Raw genomic sequence first — 23,320 nt, forward strand, 5'->3', positions numbered from 1 at the left:
CCCCGTATCGGGGGTGTCGGTAAGACTGCTGTCACCCGGTACACGGGATTGCATCGGCGCACGTCAACGAGAGTCTTTCCGGGACTGACGGCGAATCTTTCGCCGCTCATCGGCCCGTACGGTCAACGGTGGCCGCCGGGCGCGCGGCCGGGCCGCGCGCCCGGCGGCCTGCCGGACCCGGGCATGCGGCCTGGGGCCGGTCCCCGGCCCGGCGCCGCCGGCGCTCCCTGCCCTGCCGCACCCGCCAGTGTCGGGTTCTCTGTCAGGCCCGAGGCTGATCGGTGACATCGAGCGACTTGAACCACCAGGACACTCAAGAAGATCGGCGATCGTACCTGCCCCTATCTCCCCAGCGAACAGCTATAGTCTCGCCAGGATTACATGATTACATAGTTGTATATCTTCCTGTTTGAGGGGCGAAGGGGCCACAAGCATGAGCGCGAATGTCGACACGATGACCAACAGGAAGATCCTTATGGTCGCGTCCAACCCCGCCACGTCCGAGCAGACCGGCTGGCCGATCGGATTCTGGTGGTCGGAGCTGACTCACCCGTACTGGGAGTTCACCGAGCGGGGCTACCAGGTCGTGATGGCCAGCCCAAACGGAGGAGCGCTTCTGGCGGACAGCTGGAGCGACCCCCGCGACGAATCGGGGTATTCGGCGACCGACCTGATCACGCTGGGCTTCGTCAACTCACCTGACCACATGCGGCTCGTCGAGGACACCGTCCCCCTGACGGAGGTCTCGGTCGACGACTACGACGCGGTGTTCGTCGTCGGCGGCCAGGGGCCGATGTACACGTTCTACTCCGACAAGCGCGTCCACGACCTGGCGGCGGAGTTCTACGAGGCCGGCAAGATCACCGGCGTGATCTGCCATGCCACCTGCATCCTCCTGAATACCCGGCTGTCGAACGGCGAGCTGCTCGTGGCCGGCAAGACGTGGACCGGCTTCGCCGACTCCGAGGAGGACTACGCCGACGCATACGTCGGGCAGCGGATCCAGCCGTTCCGCATCGAGACGGAGGCCCGCAGGCTGCCGGACACCAACTTCATCGTGCACGGCCGATTCCGGCCCCATGCGGTGCGAGACGGTCTGCTCGTCACCGGCCAACAGCAGTACTCCGGCGCAGCCGCGGCGCGGCTCGTGATCGAGGCGCTCGGCCGGTAGGGCGCTCGGCGGCCGGGCGGGCCGGGCTGCGGCTCTCCGGCCGGTCCCGGCCCATGACGCCCAGATCCTCACAGGGGGTTGCCGAAAGAATCCGTGCCGCCCGGGCACGCCCAAGACATGAGCAAAGACAAGCCCACGCCGTGGGACGACAGCGCCAAGACGCGGATCATGTCCAAGGTCGCGAAGGACCCGAACAGCCCCGGCGCCAAGTGCGGCTTGGGCCGCAAGGCCCAGTCCGGCGCAGACAAGGGGCATGACGAGCATTCGACCGGAAAGTCACGGTAGGCCGCTCGAGTCTGCTCTGCTGACGGGACTTTCGCTCGCATGCCCGTCAACCCCCGAGTAGGCGGCGGAAACCCGCATGCGCTCGGGCGCGCTGATCTCGTAGGCTGCGCCCGTGCTTCCCGACCTGCCGTGGCCCTCGATGACCCACCGCGAGGCCATGGCAGAGCTGGTGCTGGCGGGCTGGACCCCGTGCGGCATCGGCGATTGGGCGACCGGCCTGCGCTCTCCTGACGGGCTGTGGGCGGCCAGGATCTGCCCGTTCGACCCGGCCTATGCCGCTTTCCTCGAGCTGTGCCGCCGCCAGCCCGGCAATCCCTACCTGCCCCGCGTGGCCTTCGACACCCCGCTGAACGGCGGCGGCACGCTGGCCGTGCTGGAATTCCTGGCCCCGCTCGAGTCGGTCCGAGCAGCGGAGGTCGCTCGCCAGTGGCGGGAAGGCGCGGGTGACCCGGCCCTGGCGGAGGTTCGGCAGGCCGCCGCTGCGGTCGACGCCGAGTTTCGGGCCCGGCTGCCCTGGTGGGACGGCATCGACCTGAACACCGGCAATCTGCGGCAGGCCCTCGACGGACGAGTGGCGATTATCGACGTGTTCTGCATGGACGGCGCCTCCATCTACGCACAGGTCCTCGAGGACGCCAGCGTGGTCCGCGGCAGGCTGCCCGACTGCCGCCACATCCTCGACATCCCGTATATCGCCCGCGAGAGCACCCCCGAGGAGATCCGGGCCCTCCACGCCGCCTGGCACCGAACGCCATAGGGGCGGCTGCGTGGACGTGGCGCGGACCAGTTCCGTGAGACCGGATCAGCTTCGCTGAGAACCGGCAATCGGGGTCCGGGCGGGTTCGGATATCCGGCAGAAGGTCGGCTGGATCTTCAAGGCCCTGCTGACCGGCCCGTTCCGACGCGGCGGACTGCGTGAGTCGGCGATGGCTGTCGCAGGACTGGACGGGGAGAAGGGCCGGCAGGCGCTCGACGCCGTCGTCCTGACGTTCACGCCCTTCAACCCGCGCAGGGAGAAGCTCCCGGTGTTCCACGACGACGCGTTGCGCGGTCTCACCATGCCCGTACTCGTCATCGTCGGTGGACATGACGCCATGTTCGACTCCCACCAGACCGCGCGGCGCGTCCGTGAGTGCATCCCGCTCTCGACGGTGAACCTGCTCCCCGAGGTCGGTCACGCCATCTTCGGCCAGGCCGAGCCAATCGCCGAGTTCCTCCGGGCCTGTCGCCGCGACCAGCCCCGCTCGCCTGGCCGGGCAGTGAGCGCGGACAGGGCCGGCCCGGACGCCGCGTCGGTGTGAAAAGTGATCGACTAGCGGTAGGTTGCCCGGGTGGAGTCCATAGCGCAGTGGTCGTCGCGCCTTCACCGCATGGAGGAGGACGCCGGTTCGAATCCGGCTGGGCTCCACACCGCGGCGGGGAGCCCGTAGCGCAGTGGTCGTCGCGCCTCCATGGCATGGAGGAGGACGCCGGTTCGAATCCGGCCGAGCTCCACCCCTCAGAAGGAGTGATGTGGACGTCCCCACCCTGCTGCGGCATCTCGGCCGGGCACGCGACCTCCCTCTCGATGATCCGGACCGTATGCGTCTGGAGCACGCCGCCCGGGCGCTGGTGCGCGACGGGCAGCGTCGCCGTCGGCGCGAACGCGAGCGGGCCGTTGCCCGCGCTGACGGAGAGGTGCTCACCGCGACCGCGATGGGGTCGCGCGAGCGGGTCACCGACGCCCCGGTGGAAGCCTCGACGGCGGCGGGAGACCTGCGCCGCTCACGCAGGTGCTACGTCTGCAAGGATCGCTACACGCGCGTGGGGGGCCTGTATCACCTGCTGTGTCCCGCGTGCGCGGCCAGCGGCGTCGCTCGCCGTACGGCCCGCACGGATCTGACGGGGCGGCGCGCGCTCATCACCGGCGGACGCGTGAAGATCGGCTACGAGCTCGCGCTCAAGATGCTGCGTGACGGCGCCCATGTCACCGTCACCACCCGCTTTCCGAACGATGCCGCCCGCCGGTTCGCCGGCACCGGCGACTGGGCCGGCCGCCTGCGGATCGTCGGCGTCGACCTGCGCGATCCACGCCAGGTCCTCGAGCTGACCGATCGGCTCCTGAAGGCCGGGGATCCACTGGACATCCTGGTCAACAACGCCGCCCAGACGATCCGTCGGCCCCCGTCGGCCTACACCGTGCTGGTCGAGGGTGAGAGCCGTCCGCTGCCCGGCGTGACCGCGCCGCCCGACGCCGGCTCGCCGGACGCGTCCGAGTCGCTGCCCGCCGTCGCACTCGACACGGGCTTGTTCGACACGGGCCTGCTGGACGTGACCGGGCTGTTGCCGGATGCGTCCCCGGTCAACTCGTGGTCGGTCAGGATCGGCGCCGTCGATCCGGCTGAGATGCTGGAGGCTCAGCTTGTCAACGCCGTCGCTCCGTTCCTCATGATCGACCGGCTGCTGCCGCTGCTGGCCGGCTCGCTCGCCGAGCGGCGCTACATCGTCAACGTCTCGGCGGTGGAGGGCCAGTTCGCGGCAGCCGGCAAGACGGGCCGTCACCCGCACACGAACATGGCCAAGGCGGCGCTCAATATGCTGACCCGCACGAGCGCCGCCGACCTGGCACGGCAGGGCATCCACCTGTGCAGCGTGGATACCGGCTGGATCACCGACGAGCAGCCCGCCCCGGTCCGCGAGCTGCTGGATCGGCGCACGCCGCTGGACGTGGTCGACGGCGCGTCCCGCGTGTACGACCCGATCATCCGCGGTGAGGCCGGCTACCCGGTGCACGGCGTCCTGCTCAAGGACTACGAGGTGGCCCCGTGGTGAACCTCGATGAGTTGCTGGCGTGGCTGCGCTCCGGCCGGCCGGTGAGGTCCCGTACCGACTTCCCGGTCGGGACGGTGATGCCGGACGGACGGCTGGACCTGTGCAAGCAGGCGATCGGCCCGCACGGCGTGCGCCTGGTCGCCGACGCCTTGCCGGTCGGCGGGCCCGCCAGGCATCTACTGCTGGGCACCGACGAGTTGGGCGACGACGGGGCCGACGCCGCGGCGGCGGGCGCGCTGCGCTCCGGCGCAACGACCCTCTATGTGGGTTGCAACGCCATCACCTCCGCCGGGGCCTGCCGGATCGCCGACCGTCTGGCCGCCTCGCCGGGGATCGTGCGGGGCCTGTGGCTCAAACGCAACCCGCTGGGCCCGGACGGTGGCCGGATCGCCGGCGTCGCCGTGGCGGCCGGTCTGGACACCCTCGACCTCGTGCAGACCGGCCTGGACGCCGGAGGGCTGAGCGTCCTGGTGGACCGGATCCTGGCCGCCGGGGGCGCGGGGCGGCTGTTCGTGAGCGGCAATCCGCTCGGCGGCGCGGGAGCCGTGCAACTCGCTCGGCTCGTCGCCGGTGACGGGGTCGAGGAACTGTACGCGTCGGCGGCCGACCTGGGCGACCGGGGAGGCGCCGTACTGGCGAGCGCCCTGCGGCCGGGGAGGCTGCGGCGCCTGTCGGTGGCCAGCAACGGCATCGGCGCGGCCGTCCTCGTGCGGCTGGTCGAGGCGGCGACGACGGTCGGGATCGAGGTCCTCGATCTTGGGCGGGTCCCCGCGGCCCGGCACCTCGGCTCGGCCGACAACCACCTCGGCGACGGCGCCGCGGCCCGGGTGGCGCACGCGCTGTCCGACGCCCCGCACCGGCTCGCACACCTGGACCTGCGTCACACGGGCGTCACCAGCCGGGGTGCCCTGCACTTCCTCACCGGCGCCCGCCAGGCCCTCACTCCCACCAGGTACACGCTGGGTGTGGGAGTGGCGTCGCGTGTGAAGCGGGACCTCAACGCGCTGGCCGCCGAGCTGCCCAGTCTGCGTCCGCATCCGGCCGTCGCCGCGGTCCGCAGTGTCTACCGAACCGCCGCGCGCCCATGACCCCGGGTGCGCCGGGCGCTGGTCGTCATGGCGTCCGCGTCGGGGACACCCGCCCTGGCCATCGGTGGTCACCGCACTAGCCGGAGAACCTCTCCGCGAGATCCCGGGCCCATTGCGCGGCCTTGGCCGCCTGGTCGCCGGTGACGGGCGCGCCAGGCATCCGGCTCAGACGCTCCACCTGCTCGGCGAAGCGCAGGTGCTCCCGGTGAGCGTGTTCCCGGCAGGCGAGGCAGGTGACGCTTTCCGGATGAGGAGAGGTCATCGCATAGGGCGCCTGGAGTCCGCAACCGGTGGTGACGACACTCGGTGCGTCGGGCACGAGCCCCAACGACGACACGATCACATTGCGGAAGGCGGCGCCGGCCTGCATCACCTTCTGCTCGACGTGGACATGCGGATCGGTCTCGCTCATCTGCGTCCACGCCTCCGTCCGAGTCGTCCCAGAGTAGTCGAGCGACGGGTTCCGGTCGACGGTCTCCCAGTACAGCATGGTCTCGTACAGCCGCCGTCCCAGCAGATGGACGCCGACCTTGCGTACCTCGTCGGTGGCGAGGTCGAAGACCTCCTCGTCGGGTGCCGTCCAGTCGAAGGAGCCGTCCGGCCCGACGACGTAGCCGTCCAGCGACACAGCCATCGAATAGGTCACGCTGCGCATCAGGAGCCCTCCTCGGTAACTGGTTCGACAGTACGACCGCCGGACGCCGCAGGATTCATCACGGCTCGCGGGATTCTCCGACGAGCCCGGCAGGGCTTGGTGCGCCGGGTGGAGAAGGCGCCGTGGATTCCCGACGAATGGGACCGGCGGCAGACCTTGCAGGCCGGTGCCGCCCAGCCGCTGCGCAACCATGAGCCGGTTTATAGCCTCCCCGGAAGATCGTCATGAACCTCTTCGTGCGCAGGTCGCCTCAGTCATCCTGGCGGAAGATGATCGCGGCGCCCAGGGCGGCGCCGGCGGGCACGAACATCTCCTCGGGACCGGTCCGCGTGACCGGGACGTCGTTGTCGCGCAGGAGCCGCTCGGTGGCAGCGATGTCGCGTACCGACACCGTGTAGGCGACGAACGCCGGCAGGGTCGCCGGACGCTCACCGGGCAGCAGACCGGCGAGCGCCGAGGCGGACACGACGGTGATGTTCGCCCGGTCGAAGTGCGTCGTGCCCGCGCCCGGCGCCACCTGACCGTCCCGCAGCTGGCCGAAGTAGGTACCGTAGCGCCGCCTCAGCTCGGGCAATGCCGAGTCGGCGACGCACAGCACGCATTCGACCAGACCTGTCGCACCGTTGGGATGGTCGGTGTGCCGCTGGTCCTCCAGCGCCTCGACCGGCGTGTTCTCGGCGAACCCGATCCTGCCTTCTGGTACGCGCCCCGCTGGAAGATCGGGATCGGAGATCTCCAAGTAGCGAGCGGGCTCCATCCTGGTCCCTGTGCTGGTCTCGACGGGCCGCTGGATGGCGTGCACGCCGCCGTGGCCGACGCCGCCGGCCGTCAGCCGCGCGGCGACGCTGTCGATGTCTGGCGTATTGGCGATCATGATGTGGAGGCCCTCGAGACGCTGGAGCAGGGACCTGATGTTCGCGGCGGTGGCGCGGATGGCGGTCACCAGCCTCGGCAGCTTGTCGTCGGGCACCCGCAGCGGGATCGGGCGGGCTTCGCCGGGCATGCGGCCGGTCTCGTCGATGACGGCCACGAGCTCGACGAAGTTGCCGGGAAAGTACACGTGGGTGTTGGCCACCCCGAACGGCTCGGCAGGGCCTCCCGCCACGCGGGGGAGAACCGGATAAGCAGGTGCCGGCACCGTGAAGCCCAGCCGGCGATACCGCTCCATCGCCTGGTCCATGTCCCGCACGATGTGACCCACATGATGCAGGCCGTTGATGTCGTCGCCCATAACGGGCCACCTCCGTTGTCATGGATGAAGCGCTCGGATGTCGTGTGCAGGCGGCCGTGAAGGGGCATCGCCGACGAGGTCGCGGCGGAGCTTCGCCGGTTGGACGGACGCGGCCCGCAGCTGTCACGGCTTCTCCCGCTACAAATTTTAAGAGACGACTACCTTTTGAGAGCAAGCTATCATTTGAGTGTGCGGTAAAGTTCGATGCATGGGTGACAGCGGGCTACGCGAACGCAAGAAGGCCAGGACCAGGGAGGTGATCCTGCGCGAAGCGTTCACGCTCTTCCGCGAGCGCGGCTATGGCGCCACCACCGTCGAGCAGATCGCTGAAGCCGCCGAGATCTCTCCCGCCACCTTCTTCCGCTACTTCCCGACGAAGGAGCATCTGGTCACGCTCGATCGTTTCCCGCCTCTCATCGAGGTCCTGGCCGCTCAGCCGCCGGGCGCACCGGTCACCGTGCTGCGCAGCGCGTTCCGCGCGGCATTCGCCACCCTGTCCGCCGAAGAGATCGCCGCGGGCCACGCGCGGGAGGTGTTCGCCGCCACCGTGCCCGAGTTGCTGGTTGCCAACCTGCGCAGGAGTCCGCGTTTGATCCGCGAGGTCTGCGAGATCGTGGCGGACAAGGCTGGATGCAGTATGGACGACCCGCGGATCCGGAATGCCGTCGGCGCGGTCTTCGGGGTCGTGGCCATGGTCTGGGTGCAGTGGGCACAGGACGCGAGCATGGACGGGCCGGTCGAGATCGACAGGGCGCTGGCGCACCTGGAGTCCGGCCTGAGCCTGTGATGTGTGGCTGTGTGAGGGGTTCCAGTAGTAATCGCGGAAAATCCAACGGGTATCGCTGACCGGCGTCGACGTAGCGCATCCGGGCCGGCCTGGAGCGCGTCTGCCACCGGCTGGCCGACCTGGTGCCCGTCATGCCCAGCGTGCTCACCCACGGCGACCTGCGGCGCGGCAACCTGGTCGGCACCAGGACAGGCCGGCCCGCCGTCATCGACCCGGCGATCCTGAAAAGACACGCCTGAGCACGGGGGACCACCCGCTCCGCTTCACCGCCGGACGCTCTCGGTCGTCGGGGACGGCCCCTACCCGATCGCGCTGACCGTGGGCGTTCTCGGGCCGGGGCTCGGTGTCGCCGTGCCCCGGCCACGCCGTGGCCGCCCTCGGCGGCGTGGCGGCCGCGCTCTTCCAACCGGAGAGGACCGCGCTCCTCCAGCCGGAGAAGATCCGTGTCTTCTTAGGGACTTTCGGCCCTGCAAGTGCGGACATTCGCCTCGGTGAACGGTCTGCCGGGTCCTTCTAGCCTGGTCCGGGCCGCAGTCAGCGGGTCCCCTTCACCGTGCTTCTGGAGGCTTCATGCTGTCCGCGGAATCAGCCGCGATCGTCCGTGCCACGCTGCCGGTTGTCGGCGCCTCGCTCGACGCCATCACCACGCGGTTCTACGAGACGATGTTCAGCGAGCGGCCCGAGCTGCTCGACGGCCTGTTCAACCGAGGCAACCAGGCCAACGGCGAGCAGCGCAGGGCGCTGGCCGGCTCCATCGCCTCGTTCGCCACCGTGCTCCTGGACCACCCCGACGAGCGGCCCGACGCCCTGCTCGCCCGCATCGCCCACAAGCACACCGCGGTGGGCGTCACCGACGACCAGTACGTGATCGTTCACAAGTACCTGTTCGGCGCCATCGCCGAGGTGCTGGGCGAGGCCGTCACCGCGGAGGTCGCCGCGGCCTGGGACGAGGTGTACTGGCTGATGGCCGGCGCGCTCATCGCGATGGAGGCCCGCATCTACGCCGAGGCCGGCGCGCGCGGCGGCGACACGTGGCGGCGGTGGCGGGTCGTCGCCCGCCGGGACGAGACCCCGGACGTGGTCTCGTTCCTGCTGCGCCCGGCCGATGACGACCCGGTCCCGCCCGCGCGCCCCGGCCAGTACGTCAGCGTCCGCGTCCGCATGCCCGACGGCGTGCACCAGCTGCGCCAGTACACGCTGTCGAACGCCGGCGAGGACAGGCTGCGCAGGATCACGGTCAAGCGCGTGGACGGCGACCCCGCCGGCGAGGTGTCCACGCTGCTGCACACCACCGTGCGGCCGGGTGACGAGCTCACCCTGTCGGCGCCGTTCGGCGAGGTGACGCTGGAGGACGGAGACGCGCCGCTGGTGCTGGTGTCGGCGGGCATCGGCTGCACGCCCATGGTGGCGATGCTCGACCACCTGGTCGCCACCGGCTCGCGCCGCCGCGTCCTGGTGCTGCACGCCGACCGCTCGCCGGCCGAGCACGCGCTGCGCGAGGACATGCTGCGGCCGGCCGTCGAGCGGGTCTTCTGGTACGAGAGCGGCGCGGCCGCCCCCGACCGCGACGGCCTGATGGACCTGGACGGGATCGAGATCCCGGACGGCGCGGTCGCCTACCTGTGCGGTCCGATGCCGTTCATGCGTGACGCGCGCGCCCGGCTGATGCGGGCCGGGGTGGCGGCCCGCGACATCCACTACGAGGTCTTCGGCCCGGATCTGTGGCTGGGGGCGAACTGATGGTCCATCGGGCCGGCGGTCAGGGACTTTGGTCCCTGCCACGGCCGGGTGGTCAGCCCGAATCATGATCTATGTCCGCTGTTACCCCTGGGGCGAGGAAGACCTGTGACTGATATCGACTCCACCCCCGGCATGGGGCCGTTGCTCGCCGCCCGTGCGTTCTTCACCAAATCGGAGGTGTCGGCCGACGGCCGCACCCTGCACCAGATCAACCCCAGCGGCTGGGACCGCTTCTACCGGGACCGGTGGGCGCACGACAAGGTGGTGCGCTCGACGCACGGTGTGAACTGCACGGGATCGTGCTCGTGGCAGGTGTTCGTCAAGGACGGCCTGATCACGTGGGAGCACCAGGCGACCGACTACCCGTCGGTCGGCCCCGACTCGCCCGAGTACGAGCCGCGCGGCTGCCCCCGCGGCGCGTCCTTCTCCTGGTACACCTACTCTCCCTCGCGGGTGCGCTACCCGTACGTGCGGGGCGTGCTGTTGGAGATGTGGCGCGAGGCCAAGGCCAGGCTGGGCGACCCGGTGCTGGCGTGGGCGGAGCTGACCGGCGACCCGGAGCGGGCGCGGGCGTACAAGCGGGCGCGCGGCAAGGGCGGGTTCGTCCGCTCCGACTGGGACGAGGTCCTGGAGCTGATGGCCGCGGCGCACGTGCACACGGTCAAGCAGTACGGCCCCGACCGGGTGGTGGGGTTCTCGCCGATCCCGGCCATGTCGATGGCGTCGTTCGCGGCCGGTACGCGGTTCCTGTCGATGATCGGCGGCACGCTGCTGTCCTTCTACGACTGGTACGCCGACCTGCCGATCGCCTCCCCGCAGGTGTGGGGCGACCAGACGGACGTGCCGGAGGCGGCCGACTGGTGGAATTCCCGCTACCTGATCATGTGGGGTTCCAACATCCCGGTCACCCGCACTCCGGACGCTCACTTCATGACCGAAGCCCGCTACCAGGGCACGAAGGTGGTCGCGGTCAGTCCCGACTACGCCGACAACGTCAAGTTCGCCGACGACTGGCTGGCGCCGCACCCGGGCACGGACGGCGCGCTCGCCATGGCCATGGGGCACGTCACGCTGACGGAGTTCTTCCGTGACCGCCAGGTCCCTTACTTCACCGACTACGTCCGGAAATATACGGACCTTCCGTTCCTGGTGACGCTGGAGCCGCGCGGCGACGCGTACGTGCCGCGCCGGTTCCTCACCGCCGCCGACCTGCTTGAGGACGGGGGCGAGACCAGCGAGAACGCCGAGTTCAAGACCGTCTTCCTGGACTCCGAGACGGGCGCGGCCGTCGTGCCGAACGGCTCGCTGGGCTTCCGCTGGGGCCAGGAGGGCGAGGGCCGCTGGAACCTCGGCCTGGACGGCGCGAGCCCGGAGCTGACGCTGATGGACCGGTCGGAGCGGGCGGTCGCCGTCGACCTGCCGCGCTTCGACGAGGGCGCCACCGAGGGCGGATCGATCATGCGCCGTGGCGTGCCGGTCACCGAGGTGGGCGGCAAGCTGGTCACCACGGTCTTCGACCTGCTCATGGCCCAGTACGGCGTCGCCCGCGACCTGCCGGGCGAGTGGCCGCAGTCGTATCTGGACGCGAGCCAGCCGTACACGCCGGCGTGGGCGGAGGAGATCACCTCGGTGCCCGCCGAGACGATCGCCAGGATCGCCCGCGAGTTCGCCCGTAACGCCGAGCGCACCCAGGGCAAGTCGATGATCGCGATGGGCGCGGGCACCAACCACTGGTTCCACTCCGACCAGATCTACCGCTCGTTCCTCACGCTGGTGCTGCTGACCGGCTGCCAGGGTGTCAACGGCGGCGGCTGGGCGCACTACGTCGGCCAGGAGAAGGTCCGCCCGATCACCGGCTTCCAGCACCTCGCCTTCGCCTTCGACTGGCAGCGGCCGACCCGGCACATGGCCGGGACCGCGTTCTGGTACCTGGCGACCGACCAGTGGCGTTACGAGCAGTTCGGGGCGGCCGAACTCGCCAGCCCGCTCGGCCCCGGCACCTTCGACGGCAAGTCGTTCGCCGACTGCAACGCCCAGGCCGCGAGGCTCGGCTGGCTGCCCTCGCATCCGACCTTCAACCGCAATCCGCTCACCCTCGCCGACGAGGCCGACCGGGCCGGCGTCCCGGTGGCCGAGCACGTCGTGAACGAGCTGAAGTCCGGAGACCTCCGCTTCGCCGCCGAGGACCCGGGCGACCCGGCCAACTTCCCCCGCGTGCTGACCGTGTGGCGGGCCAACCTGCTCGGCTCCTCCGGCAAGGGCAACGAGTACTTCCTGCGGCACCTGCTCGGCACCGACGCCGAGACCCGCAACCAGGAAGGGCTGCACCCGGCCGAGGTGACCTGGCGCGAGGAGGCCGCCGAGGGCAAGCTCGACCTGCTCACCGCGATCGACTTCCGGATGACGTCCACGGCGCTGTTCTCCGACGTCGTGCTCCCGGCCGCCACCTGGTACGAGAAGCACGACCTGTCCAGCACGGACATGCACCCGTTCGTGCACGCGTTCAACCCGGCCATCGCCCCGCCGTGGCAGACCCGCAGCGACTACGACACCTTCCTCGCCCTCGCCGACCGCTTCTCCGAGCTGGCCGCCGATCACCTGGGCAGGCGCACCGACGTGCTGGCCGTTCCGCTCACGCACGACACACCCGACGAGCTCGCCCAGCCGGGCGGCCGGGTGCGGGACTGGAAATACGGCGAATGCGAGCCCATACCCGGCAAGACGATGCCGAAGATCGTGACGATCGAGCGCGACTACGCCGCCGTCGGCGAGCGCATGCGCTCCATCGGGCCGCTCTTCGCCGAATTGGGACTGACGACCAAGGCCGTGACCTACCGGGTCGGCCCGGAGCTCGACTACCTGGCCGGAAAGAACGGCACCACCGGCGAAGGACGCGTCTCGCTGGACACCGCCGACCGGATGTGCGAGGCCATCCTCGCGCTGTCGGGCACCACCAACGGCCGCCTGGCCACCCAGGGCTTCGAGAGCCTGGAGCGGCGCACCGGCACGGAACTGGCCGACCTGGCGGCCGAGCACGAGGGCAAGCGCATCACGTTCGCCGACACGCAGTCCAGGCCGCAGCCGGTGATCACCTCGCCCGAGTGGTCCGGGTCGGAGACCGGCGGGCGCCGCTACTCCGCCTTCGTTATCAACGTCGAGCGGGACAAGCCCTGGCACACCTTGACAGGCCGCCAGCAGTTCTTCCTCGACCATGACTGGATCATCGAGCTGGGCGAGCAGCTGCCCGCCTACCGGCCGCCGCTCAACATGCGCCGCCACTACGGCGACCAGGGCGACGGCGGGGCGGCCGAGGTCACCGTGCGCTACCTGACCCCGCACTCGAAATGGTCCATCCACTCCGAATACCAGGACAACGCCTACATGCTCGCCCTCTCGCGCGGCGGGCCGACGATCTGGATGAGCGTCGAGGACGCCGCCGCGATCGGGGTCGCCGACAACGACTGGATCGAGGCGTACAACCGCAACGGCGTGGTCGCGGCCAGGGCGGTCGTCTCGCACCGCATGCCGGCCGGGACCGTGTACATGTACCACGCCAAGGACCGCAACGTGAACGTGCCGCTCACCGAGAGATCGGGCCGGCGCGGCGGCGTGCACAACTCCCTCACCCGGCTGCTGCTCAAGCCCAGCCACCTCATCGGCGGGTACGCGCAGTTCACCTACGCCTTCAACTACTACGGACCGACCGGCAACCAGCGTGACGAGGTCACCGTGATCCGCCGCCGCGGCCAGGAGGTGACCTACTAATGCGTGTCATGGCACAGGTAGCCATGGTGATGAACCTGGACAAGTGCATCGGCTGTCACACCTGCTCCGTCACCTGCAAGCAGACCTGGACCAACCGGGACGGCGTCGAGTACGTCTGGTTCAACAACGTCGAGACCAAGCCGGGTGTCGGCTACCCCAAACGCTACGAGGACCAGGAGCGCTGGCACGGCGGCTGGGAGCTCGACCGGCGCGGGCGGCTCAAGCTCCGCGCCGGCGGCCGGGTCAAGCGGCTGCTCAACCTGTTCGCCAACCCGGACCTGCCGGACCTGGACGACTACTACGAGCCGGCCACCTACGACTACGACACCCTCATCAACGCCCCCGCCGGGCCGCACGTCCCGGTCATCCGCCCCAAGTCGGCCATCACCGGGCAGGACATGGCGATCACCTGGGGCGCGAACTGGGAGGACGACCTGGGCGGCGCCCCCGAGCACGCCCTGGCCGACCCCAACCTCGCGGCCATGGTGGAGAAGGTGAAGATGGAGTTCGACAAGACCTTCATGTTCCACCTGCCGCGCATCTGCGAGCACTGCCTCAACCCGGCCTGCGTCGCCGCCTGCCCCTCCGGCGCGATGTACAAGCGGGAGGAGGACGGCATCGTCCTGGTGGACCAGGACCGCTGCCGCGGCTGGCGCATGTGCGTCTCGTCCTGCCCGTACAAGAAGGTGTACGTCAACCACAAGACCGGCAAGGCCGAGAAGTGCACGTTCTGCTTCCCCCGCATCGAGGCGGGACAGCCGACCGTGTGCGCCGAGACCTGCGTCGGCCGGCTGCGCTACATCGGTCTCATCCTGTACGACGCCGACGCCGTCCTCGACGCCGCCCGCGTCGCCGACCCGCGCGACCTGCTGGAGGCCCAGCGCCAGGTCTTCCTCGACCCCGACGACCCCGAGGTGGCCGCGGCCGCCCGGGCGGGCGGGATCAGCGAGGACTGGATCGAGGCCGCGCGACGCTCGCCGATCTACCGGCTGGCCATGCGCTACCGGGTGGCGCTGCCGCTGCACCCCGAATACCGCACGCTGCCCATGGTCTGGTACATCCCGCCGCTGTCGCCGGTGCTCGACGCCGTCACCGGCAGGGGCGCCGACGCCGACGACCCGGACAACGTCTTCCACGCCATCACCGACCTGCGCATCCCGCTGGAGTATCTGGCCGGCCTGTTCTCGGCCGGGGACACCGAGGTCGTGGCCGGGGTGCTGATGAAGCTGTCGGCCATGCGCTCGTACATGCGGGCCCGCACCCTCGACGGCAGCGTGGCCTCGGACCTGCTGGAGTCGGCCGGGATGACGGCGGAGGACATGGAGGAGATGTACCGGCTGCTGGCCATCGCCAAGTACGACGAGCGCTACGTCGTGCCCGCCGCCCACCGCGAGGACGCCGCCGCGCTGTCCGCCCAGATGGACGGGTGCAGCCTGGACGGCGACGGCGGGCCCGGGATGAGCGAGTTCCACCCGGCCGGCGTGACCGGGCGCCGCGGCGACGGCCGTACGGGGCTCAAGCTCTTCGTCGGCAGGGGAGGCACGGCGTGAAGCTCCGCACCTGGCCCCGCCGTCCCGCGCCCGCCGCGCCCGGCCCGCACAGCGGGCCCGCCCGGCGCGCTGGGCGGGCGCTGCCCGAGCTCTGCCCGCAGGACCGGGCGACGCTGCTCCGGCTGGTGTCGCTGCTGCTCCAGTATCCCGACCCCGGCCTGATCGCCGCGCGTGATGAGCTGGCCGTGGCCGTGGGCCGGTTGCCGGAGTCGGCGGCGCGCGAGTCGCTGACGGGGTTCGTCGAGTGGTTCCGCGCCACCGAGCCGATGGCGCTGGCGCGCGCCTACGTCGAGACGTTCGACCTGCGCCGCAAGTCCAGCCTCTACCTCACCTACTACCTGCACGGCGACACCCGCCGCCGCGGCATGGCCCTGCTGACGATCAAGCAGCGCTACCGGGTGGCCGGGCTCACCCCGCCGGAAGGTGAGCTGCCCGACTTCCTCCCCGTGGTCTGCGAGTTCGCCGCCCTGGCCGGGCCCGCAGCCGGCGAGGCGGCGCTGCGCCAGCACCGCAAGGGCCTGGAGCTGATCCGCACCGCGCTGCACGAGGGCGGCTCGCCGTACGCGCGGGTCCTCGACGCGCTCTGCGCCGAGCTGCCCGGCCTGTCGGAGGCCGAGCGGGCCGCGGTGGCCGATCTCGCACTGGCGGGACCGCCCGCCGAGGAGGTGGGGCTGGCCCCGTTCGGCCCGCCCCTGAACGGATTGGAGGTGCGGCCGTGAGCGTCGCGCTCTGGGTGGTCGTGCCCTACATCGCTTTGACGATCTTCGTTGTCGGTCACGTCTGGCGCTGGCGCGTCGACCAGTTCGGCTGGACGACGCGTACCACGCAGGTGCTGGAGAGCCGGCTGCTGCGGCTCGGCTCCCCGCTGTTCCACCTCGGCGCGTTCGCCGCCATCGGCGGTCACGTGCTCGGCCTGCTCGTCCCGAAGAGCCTGACCGAGGCGGTCGGCGTCGACGAGCACCTCTACCACCTGGTGTCGGTGAGCGCCGGAACCGTGGCCGGGGTCATGGTGGTCGCGGGACTGGGGCTGCTGCTGGCCCGCCGCTTCACCAGCCCGCGGGTGCGCCGCACCACGACCCGCGCGGACAAGGTCCTGTTCACCGTGCTGGCGGCGGTGATCCTGCTCGGCATGACCGCGACCGTGGGCAAGAACCTGCTCGGCGGCGGCTACGACTACCGCGCCACCATCGCCGTCTGGTTCCGCGGCGTCCTGACCTTCCGCCCCGACCCCGGCCTGATGGCGGACGTGCCGCTGATCTTCCAGCTGCACGCGCTGTCGGCATGGGTGCTCACCGCGATCTGGCCGTTCACCAGGCTCGTCCACGTGTGGTCGGCGCCGCTCGCGTACCTGTGGCGGCCCTACGTCGTCTACCGGCGACGCGCCCCGCTCGGCGTGCGCCGATGACCGGCATCCAGCGTTTCACGGCAAGGAGCGAGCAATGAGCGTTGTCCAGGTGGCGGCGGTGCCGCCGGACGGCGGACCCATGCGGACCGGCACTCCCGTCACCGCGCGAGCGCCCATCCCACAGCTGGAGGACTGCGTGCTGTCCATCGCCGACCACTTCACCGAAGCGTTCCACGCCGAGCATCGCGAGGTCAGGGATCTGCTGCTCACGCTGATCGACGCCTTCAAGAGCGGCGACTCGGCACGGGTCAGGAAGCTGGTGGAGACACTGTCGGCGGCCATCGGGCCGCACTTCCGCTACGAGGAAGAAGCCATGTACCCGGGCCTGCTGCCCATCTTCGGCGGAGATCACGTGGACAAGCTGCTCAGCGACCACGACGACACGATCCGCAACATCCGCGAGCTCGCCGAACTGGCGGAGCTGGCGATGCTCAACGACCTGGAGGAGGTCGGCGAGGACCAGGCCGCGCGGGGAATCGAGCTGGTGCGCGAGATCCTGCCGCACGTGAGCGACTGCGACGGCCTGTCGATCATGGTGGAGACGCTGCCGGAGGACGACGTCGTGCACATCCTCGCCACCCGCGACGTGGCCAGGGAGATGGACACCGACCTGCTGACCTGGGCGCGTACGATGCGGGCGCGTCGTGTCTGAGGCCGCGCTCCCCGTCCTGATCCAGGGTGGCATGGGCGTCGCGGTGTCCGGGTGGCGGCTGGCGCGCGCCGTCGCCCGGACCGGGCAGCTCGGCGTGGTGTCGGGCACCGCGCTGGACGTCACCCTGGCCCGCCGGCTGCAGCTCGGCGATCCCGGGGGGCACCTGCGCCGGGCGCTGGCCTGCTTCCCGGTGCCCGCGATCGCCGAGCGGGTGCTGGGCCGCTACTTCGTGCCCGGCGGGACGGAGCCCGGGCAGCCGTACCGGCCGGTGCCCCGGCTCGGGCTGCGGCCCAATCGCGCCCGCGACGAGCTGATCGTGGTCGCCAACTTCGCCGAGGTCTTCCTCGCCCGGCAGGGGCACGACGGCCTGATCGGCGTCAACTACCTGGAGAAGATCCAGCTGACCACGCCGGCCGCCGTCTACGGGGCGATGCTGGCCGGTGTCGACTACGTGCTGATGGGCGCCGGCATTCCGGCGGAGATCCCGCACCTGCTCGACGAGTTCGCCGCGCACCGCCCGGCCGAGATCACGGTCGCCGTGGCCGGCGCCGACGACACGCGGTACACGATCGGCCTCGACCCGGTCGCGCTGTCGCCCCGCCCGGCCGAGCCGCTGCGGCGGCCGAAGCTGCTGGCGATCGTCTCCTCTCACGTGCTGGCCACCTACCTGGCCCGCTCCCCGCAGGCGCGGCCCGACGGGTTCGTCCTGGAGACGCCGGTGGCCGGTGGGCACAGCGCGCCGCCGCGCGGCCGCCTGCAACTGGACGCGGCCGGCGAACCTCTGTACGGCCCGCGCGACGAGGTCGACACCGGCAAGGTCGCGGCGCTCGGGCTGCCGTTCTGGCTGGCCGGCGGCTACGGCACACCCGACGGGCTGGCCCGGGCGCTGGCCGCGGGGGCCACCGGCATCCAGGTCGGCTCGGCGTTCGCGCTGTGCCGCGAATCGGGACTCGACGACGGGCTCAGGCGCCGCCTGCTGCGCGAGGCCGCCGCCGGAACCCTGGAGGTCCGCAACGACCCGCGCGCCTCGCCGACCGGCTTCCCGTTCAAGGTCGCGCAGGTGCCCGGGACCCTGTCCGAGCCCGGGGTCCACGAGCGGCGGCCCCGGCTGTGCGACCTGGGCTACCTGCGCACCCCGTACGTCAAGCCCGACGGCGCGGTCGGCTACCGCTGCCCCGCCGAACCCGTCGACACCTACGTGCGCAAGGGCAGGCCCGCCGAGGAGGCCGCGGGCCGCCAATGCCTGTGCAACGGTCTGACCGCCGCCATCGGCCTGGGCCAGCACCGCGGCGACGGCTACCGTGAGCCCGCCCTGCTCACCCTGGGCCAGGACGCCGCCTTTCTCGACGGGCTGCCCGAGGACCACTCGGCCGCCGACGTCGTGCACCGCATCCTGCTGGGGGCACCCGCATGACCGGCACCTCACCGAGGGCCTTGATCGGCACCCCGCACCGGACCCCTGGGCCGGGATGTAACAGACAGCACGCGCTGGTGCGTGATGACAGCAATGAGGGAAGATGACGATGACCGACAAGAAGGACCCGGCCGCCGTCGGCGGCAGACCCGCGCTCATGCTCGGCCTGGCGACCCTCGGATTCGCACTGAACTTCTGGGCCTGGGCGCTGCTCAGCCCGCTGGGGCCGCGGTTCAAGGACCTGCTCGGCCTGTCGTCCGCCCAGCAGGCCCTGCTGGTCGCCGTCCCGGTGATCGTCGGCTCGCTGGGCCGTATCCCGGTCGGCGCGCTCACCGACCGCTTCGGCGGCCGGTTGATGTTCCCGCTGATCTCGGCCGCCAGCATCGTGCCCGTCGTGTTCATCGGTGTGGCCGGGCAGAGCTCGCTGCCGATGCTGCTGGTCGGCGGCTTCTTCCTGGGCATCGCCGGAACGGTGTTCGCGGTGGGCGTGCCGTTCGTCAACGCCTGGTTCCCGCCGCACCGCCGTGGCCTGGCCATCGGCATCTTCGGCGCCGGCATGGGCGGCACCGCGATCAGCGCCCTGACCACGGTCAAGCTCGTCAAGGCCGGCGGCTCGGCCACCCCCTTCCTCATCACCGCGATCGCGCTGGCCGTCTACGCCGTCGTCGCCTGGCTGGTCATGCGCGACGCGCCGGGCCGCACCGTCTCGGCGCAACCGCTGTCAGGACGGCTCGCGGCCACGGCCAAGCTAGCGATCACCTGGCAGGCCTGCGTCCTGTACGCCGTGGCGTTCGGCGGCTACGTCGCCTTCTCCGTCTACCTGCCCGCCTACCTGCAGACCGGCTACGGGCTGGAGCAGGCCGACGCCGCCGACCGCATGGCCGGATTCGTGGTCCTCGCGGTCGTGATGCGGCCGATCGGCGGCTGGCTGTCCGACCGGATCGGCCCGATCCCGGTCCTGGCCGGCGTGTTCGCCGTGGTCGCGATCGCGGCGGCGGTCCAGGCCCTCACACCCGGTCTGATGCCGGTGGGCACGATCGCCTTCCTGACCATGGCCGCCGCGCTGGGCGCGGGCAGCGGCGCCACCTTCGCGCTCGTCGCGCAGGCCGCGCCGGCCGACCGGGTCGGCGCGGTCACCGGGCTGGTCGGCGCCGCAGGAGGGCTGGGCGGGTTCGTGCCGCCGCTGCTGATGGGCTTCCTCTACGGCGAACTCGGCTCCTACGGGTTCGGCTTGGCGCTGCTGGCCGCGACCTCGGCGCTGACTGTGGTGCTGACGATGACCGTGGTCCGCCTGACGGCCTCGCGACGTCTCACCGCGGCGACGTAGCCATCGGGGTATGTGGTGGGCCGTGTCCGTTCGATGTCGTGCCCGCCACCGCCTTGCCCGCGACCTGACCCGGTCGCCGGGGTGGTCCGGCTGCTCACCCCGGCCCCGGACAGGGGATGATCGGAGCAGGGGACCGTCCGCCGGGGGCGGGCGGCCCGCGGGGCGAGCGGTGAGGAGAGGCGGCCGATGAACAGGGCACGCGGTCGGCTGCGCGTCTATCTGGGCGCGGCCCCCGGCGTCGGCAAGACCTTCGCGATGCTCGATGAGGGGCACCGGAGGCTGTCGCGGGGCACCGACGTGGTCGTGGGCCTCGTCGAGACCCACGGCCGCCCCCGCACCGCCGAGCTGATCGAGGGCATCGAGGTCGTCCCCCGCAGGACCGTGCCCTACCGGGGGACGACCTTCACCGAGCTCGATGTCGAGGCGGTCGTCGCGCGCGCGCCGAAGGTGGCGCTGATCGACGAGCTGGCGCACACCAACGTGCCGGGCTCGAAGAACGCCAAGCGCTGGCAGGACGTCGAGGAGATCCTCGACGCCGGCATCGACGTCATCTCCACCGTCAACATCCAGCACCTCGACTCGCTCAACGACGTCGTCCAGCAGATCACCGAGGTGCCGCAGCGCGAGACCGTGCCCGACGAGGTGGTGCGGCGGGCCGACGCGGTGCAGCTGGTGGACATGCCGCCCGACGGGCTGCGCCGCCGGATGGCCCACGGCAACATCTACGCCCCGGAGAAGATCGACGCGGCGCTGTCCAACTACTTCCGGGTGGGCAACCTGACCGCCCTGCGCGAGCTGGCCCTGCTCTGGCTCGCGGGCAAGGTCGACGACCAGCTCGACCAGTACCGCGCCGACCACGGCATCGCCGGGACCTGGGAGGCCCGCGAGCGCGTCGTGGTCGCGCTGACCGGCGGCCCCGAAGGCGACACGCTGGTACGGCGGGCCGCCCGCATCGCGGCCAGGACCAAGGGAGCCGACCTGTTGGCGGTGCACGTCACCCTCTCCGACGGGCTGGGCGGGGGCGACCCGGCGCACCTGGCGCGCCAGCGGGCGCTGGTGGAGAGCCTGGGCGGCACCTACCACCAGGTGGTGGGGGAGAACGTGCCACGCGCGCTCCTCGACTTCGCCGGCGGCGTGAACGCCACGCAGCTGGTGCTCGGCGCCTCCCGCAGGGGCCGGTTCGCCCAGCTGTTCTCCCGGGGCGTCGGGGTGACCGCCACCGCGCTGTCCGGCTCCATCGACGTCCACATGATCACCCATGCCGAGGTGGGCAGGGGCGGGCGGGCCGTCCGGCCGCGGGCCGCGCTCACCCGCACCCGCAGACTCGCCGGCTGGGCCATGGCACTGCTGGGCATCCCGGCGTTCACCGCCGCGCTGCTCCCCTTCAGGGCCGACCTGACGCTGCCCGGCGCGATCCTGCTGTTCCTGCTCATGGTCGTCGGCGTCGCGCTGGTGGGCGGCATGTGGCCGGCCCTCACCGCCGCCGTGGCCGGTTTCCTCCTGCTCAACTACCACTTCACGCCGCCCTTCGGCAGGTTCACCGTCTCCGACCCGCACAATCTGCTCGCGCTGAGCGTCTACGTCCTGGTGGCCGCCATGGTGAGCGCGGTCGTGGACCTGGCGGCCCGGCGCACGCGGGAGGCGGCGCGGGCGCGGGCGGACGCCGAGGTGCTGTCGACCCTGGCGGGCCACGTGCTGCGCGGCGAGGCGGCGCTGCCGTCCCTGCTGGCGCGGCTGCGCGAGACCTTCGCCCTGACCTCGGTGACGCTGCTGGAACGCGCCGGCGAGCCCGCCCCGGACGACCAGTCCGCGCCGGGGGCGTGGCGGATCGTGGCGACGTCGGGCGGCCCGCCCTGTGGCTGCCCGGGGGACGCCGACACCGACGTGGCGATCGACGGGGACCTGGTGCTCGCCGCGCGCGGCCGGCTGCTCGACGCCGCCGACCGGCGGGTGCTGGAGGCGTTCGCCGCGGAGGCGGCGGTGGCGCTGCGCCAGGAGCGCCTGCGCCGGGAGGCGGACCTGGCCGGGCCGCTGGCCGAGGCCGACAAGATGCGCACCGCCCTGCTCGCCGCGGTCAGCCACGACCTGCGCAGCCCGCTCGCCTCGGCCAGGCTCGCCGTCGGGAGCCTGCGCGGCACCGAGATCGAGTGGAGCGCGGAGGACCGCGAGGAACTGCTGGCCACCGCCGAGGAGTCCCTGGTCAAACTCGACCGGCTGGTCGCCAACCTGCTCGACATGAGCCGCCTGCAGGCGGGCGTGCTCGGCCTGACCCTGCAGCCGGTCGCGCTCGAAGAGGTCATCCCGCGCTCGATCGACGACCTCGGCCCGCTCCGCGACCGCGTCGAGGGCGACATCTCCGTGGACCTGCCCGAGATCCTCGCCGACCCCGCGCTGCTGGAGCGGATCCTGGTCAACGTCATGTCCAACGCCGTGCGCTACAGTCCGGCGGGCAGGAAGGTGCTCATCACCGCCAGCCGGCACGGCGACCACGTCGAGATCCGGATCGTCGACCGCGGCCCCGGCATCCCGCCCGAGGCGCACGACCGCGTCTTCATGCCGTTCCAGCGGCTGGGCGACCGGGACAACCACACGGGCGTCGGGCTGGGGCTGGCCCTGTCCCGGGGGCTGGCGGAGGCGATGGGCGGGATGCTTGTTCCGGAGGAAACGCCAGGGGGAGGTCTCACCATGATCCTTACGCTGTCCGTCCCCTCGCGGGCGCGCGCATGACGCGCGTCCTCGTCGTCGACGACGAACCGCAGATCCTGCGGGCCATGCGGATCAACCTCCTCGCCCGGCACTTCGAGGTGGCGCTGGCCCCGGACGGGGGCTCGGCCCTGCGGCAGGCCGCCGACTGGCACCCCGACCTGATCGTTCTCGACCTCGGGCTGCCCGACATCGACGGCGTGGACGTCATCCACGGGCTGCGCGGCTGGACCGCCGTGCCGATCATCGTGCTCTCCGGGCGGGCCGGGAACCAGGACAAGATCGAGGCCCTGGACGCGGGCGCCGACGACTACGTCACCAAGCCGTTCAACATCGAGGAGCTGCTGGCCCGCATGCGGGCGGTGACCCGTCGCACCGCCGTCCAGGACGCCGAGCCCGCCCAGGTCCGGATCGGCGGCCACACGGTGGACCTGGCCAACAAGACGATCTCCGGGGGAGTGCGGCTGACCCCCACCGAGTGGCGCATGCTCGAACTCCTGCTGCGTAACCCGGGCAAACTGATCAGCCAGCGGCAGATGCTCACCCAGGTGTGGGACAGCAGGCACACCACGGAGACCAACTACCTGCGCCAGTACATGGCCCAGCTCCGCCGCAAGCTCGAACCCGACCCCGCGCGCCCGGTCCACCTGCTCACCGAACCGGGGATGGGCTACCGGTTCCAGCCCTGACCCCCGCCGCCGCCCGGCCGTCCTCGCCCGGCCGCCGTCACCGGGCC

19 protein-coding genes and 2 tRNA genes are annotated in these 23,320 nt (G+C 71.4%); 19 read left to right on the forward strand and 2 right to left on the reverse strand.

What is annotated here, in order from left to right:
* Window positions 1-433: 433 nt before the first annotated feature.
* The 8 genes from ACZ6R6_RS28700 to ACZ6R6_RS28735 all read left to right on the forward strand — a co-directional run bounded on the left by ACZ6R6_RS28700 (window position 434) and on the right by ACZ6R6_RS28735 (window position 5,355).
* A complete protein-coding gene (locus ACZ6R6_RS28700; RefSeq protein ID WP_470098435.1) occupies window positions 434-1,171 on the forward strand; it encodes a type 1 glutamine amidotransferase domain-containing protein in 738 nt (245 codons plus the stop codon).
* A gap of 117 nt (window positions 1,172-1,288) precedes the next feature.
* Window positions 1,289-1,456, forward strand: a complete 168-nt coding sequence (locus ACZ6R6_RS28705) for a hypothetical protein (RefSeq protein WP_470098437.1) — start codon at window positions 1,289-1,291, stop codon at window positions 1,454-1,456.
* Window positions 1,457-1,568: 112 nt separating this feature from the next.
* The gene (locus ACZ6R6_RS28710; protein WP_470098439.1) at window positions 1,569-2,213 is read left to right on the forward strand and encodes a hypothetical protein; all 645 of its coding nucleotides are present in this window, start codon (window positions 1,569-1,571) and stop codon (window positions 2,211-2,213) included.
* Window positions 2,214-2,382: 169 nt separating this feature from the next.
* A complete protein-coding gene (locus ACZ6R6_RS28715) occupies window positions 2,383-2,757 on the forward strand; it encodes an alpha/beta fold hydrolase (protein ID WP_470098441.1) in 375 nt (124 codons plus the stop codon).
* A gap of 32 nt (window positions 2,758-2,789) precedes the next feature.
* Window positions 2,790-2,864, forward strand: a tRNA-Ala gene (locus ACZ6R6_RS28720).
* 11 nt (window positions 2,865-2,875) lie between these two features.
* A tRNA-Ala gene (locus ACZ6R6_RS28725) sits at window positions 2,876-2,950 on the forward strand.
* 18 nt (window positions 2,951-2,968) lie between these two features.
* The gene (locus ACZ6R6_RS28730; RefSeq protein WP_470098443.1) at window positions 2,969-4,267 is read left to right on the forward strand and encodes an SDR family NAD(P)-dependent oxidoreductase; all 1,299 of its coding nucleotides are present in this window, start codon (window positions 2,969-2,971) and stop codon (window positions 4,265-4,267) included.
* Window positions 4,261-5,355 carry a leucine-rich repeat domain-containing protein gene (locus ACZ6R6_RS28735; protein WP_470098445.1) on the forward strand — a complete coding sequence of 365 codons (1,095 nt, stop codon included), beginning with the start codon at window positions 4,261-4,263 and terminating at the stop codon, window positions 5,353-5,355. The genes ACZ6R6_RS28730 and ACZ6R6_RS28735 overlap by 7 nt, the downstream gene beginning before the upstream one ends.
* A gap of 76 nt (window positions 5,356-5,431) precedes the next feature.
* Here ACZ6R6_RS28735 and ACZ6R6_RS28740 read toward each other — a convergent pair whose 3' ends face one another.
* Both ACZ6R6_RS28740 and ACZ6R6_RS28745 read right to left on the reverse strand, forming a co-directional pair.
* The gene (locus ACZ6R6_RS28740) at window positions 5,432-6,010 is read right to left on the reverse strand and encodes a hypothetical protein (protein ID WP_470098447.1); all 579 of its coding nucleotides are present in this window, start codon (window positions 6,008-6,010) and stop codon (window positions 5,432-5,434) included.
* Window positions 6,011-6,260: 250 nt separating this feature from the next.
* The gene (locus tag ACZ6R6_RS28745; RefSeq protein ID WP_470098449.1) at window positions 6,261-7,241 is read right to left on the reverse strand and encodes a VOC family protein; all 981 of its coding nucleotides are present in this window, start codon (window positions 7,239-7,241) and stop codon (window positions 6,261-6,263) included.
* Window positions 7,242-7,449: 208 nt separating this feature from the next.
* Between ACZ6R6_RS28745 and ACZ6R6_RS28750 the strand changes: the two genes are divergently transcribed.
* The 11 genes from ACZ6R6_RS28750 to ACZ6R6_RS28800 all read left to right on the forward strand — a co-directional run bounded on the left by ACZ6R6_RS28750 (window position 7,450) and on the right by ACZ6R6_RS28800 (window position 23,273).
* Window positions 7,450-8,028, forward strand: coding sequence for a TetR family transcriptional regulator (locus ACZ6R6_RS28750; RefSeq protein WP_470098451.1), 579 nt, complete (start codon window positions 7,450-7,452; stop codon window positions 8,026-8,028).
* 570 nt (window positions 8,029-8,598) lie between these two features.
* Window positions 8,599-9,768: a globin domain-containing protein gene (locus ACZ6R6_RS28755; protein ID WP_470098453.1), complete on the forward strand. Its 1,170-nt coding sequence runs from the start codon at window positions 8,599-8,601 to the stop codon at window positions 9,766-9,768.
* Window positions 9,769-9,900: 132 nt separating this feature from the next.
* A complete protein-coding gene (locus ACZ6R6_RS28760) occupies window positions 9,901-13,533 on the forward strand; it encodes a nitrate reductase subunit alpha (protein WP_470098645.1) in 3,633 nt (1,210 codons plus the stop codon).
* Window positions 13,533-15,083 carry a nitrate reductase subunit beta gene (gene narH, locus ACZ6R6_RS28765; protein WP_470098455.1) on the forward strand — a complete coding sequence of 517 codons (1,551 nt, stop codon included), beginning with the start codon at window positions 13,533-13,535 and terminating at the stop codon, window positions 15,081-15,083. The genes ACZ6R6_RS28760 and narH overlap by 1 nt, the downstream gene beginning before the upstream one ends.
* Complete coding sequence (narJ, locus tag ACZ6R6_RS28770) at window positions 15,080-15,802, forward strand: nitrate reductase molybdenum cofactor assembly chaperone (protein WP_470098457.1); 723 nt, start codon at window positions 15,080-15,082, stop codon at window positions 15,800-15,802. Before narH ends, narJ begins: the two co-directional genes overlap by 4 nt.
* A complete protein-coding gene (narI, locus tag ACZ6R6_RS28775; protein ID WP_470098459.1) occupies window positions 15,799-16,488 on the forward strand; it encodes a respiratory nitrate reductase subunit gamma in 690 nt (229 codons plus the stop codon). The genes narJ and narI overlap by 4 nt, the downstream gene beginning before the upstream one ends.
* 34 nt (window positions 16,489-16,522) lie before the next feature.
* Window positions 16,523-17,140, forward strand: coding sequence for a hemerythrin domain-containing protein (locus ACZ6R6_RS28780; protein ID WP_470098461.1), 618 nt, complete (start codon window positions 16,523-16,525; stop codon window positions 17,138-17,140).
* Window positions 17,133-18,554, forward strand: coding sequence for a nitronate monooxygenase (locus ACZ6R6_RS28785; protein ID WP_470098463.1), 1,422 nt, complete (start codon window positions 17,133-17,135; stop codon window positions 18,552-18,554). The genes ACZ6R6_RS28780 and ACZ6R6_RS28785 overlap by 8 nt, the downstream gene beginning before the upstream one ends.
* A gap of 103 nt (window positions 18,555-18,657) precedes the next feature.
* Window positions 18,658-19,881, forward strand: coding sequence for an MFS transporter (locus ACZ6R6_RS28790; protein ID WP_470098465.1), 1,224 nt, complete (start codon window positions 18,658-18,660; stop codon window positions 19,879-19,881).
* 186 nt (window positions 19,882-20,067) lie between these two features.
* On the forward strand, window positions 20,068-22,608 hold the full coding sequence (locus ACZ6R6_RS28795; protein ID WP_470098467.1) for a sensor histidine kinase: 2,541 nt from the start codon (window positions 20,068-20,070) through the stop codon (window positions 22,606-22,608).
* On the forward strand, window positions 22,605-23,273 hold the full coding sequence (locus tag ACZ6R6_RS28800; RefSeq protein WP_306875018.1) for a response regulator: 669 nt from the start codon (window positions 22,605-22,607) through the stop codon (window positions 23,271-23,273). Before ACZ6R6_RS28795 ends, ACZ6R6_RS28800 begins: the two co-directional genes overlap by 4 nt.
* The last annotated feature ends 47 nt before the right edge of the window (window positions 23,274-23,320 follow it).

It is taken from the genome of Streptosporangium sp. NPDC048886 (genome assembly GCF_055586905.1).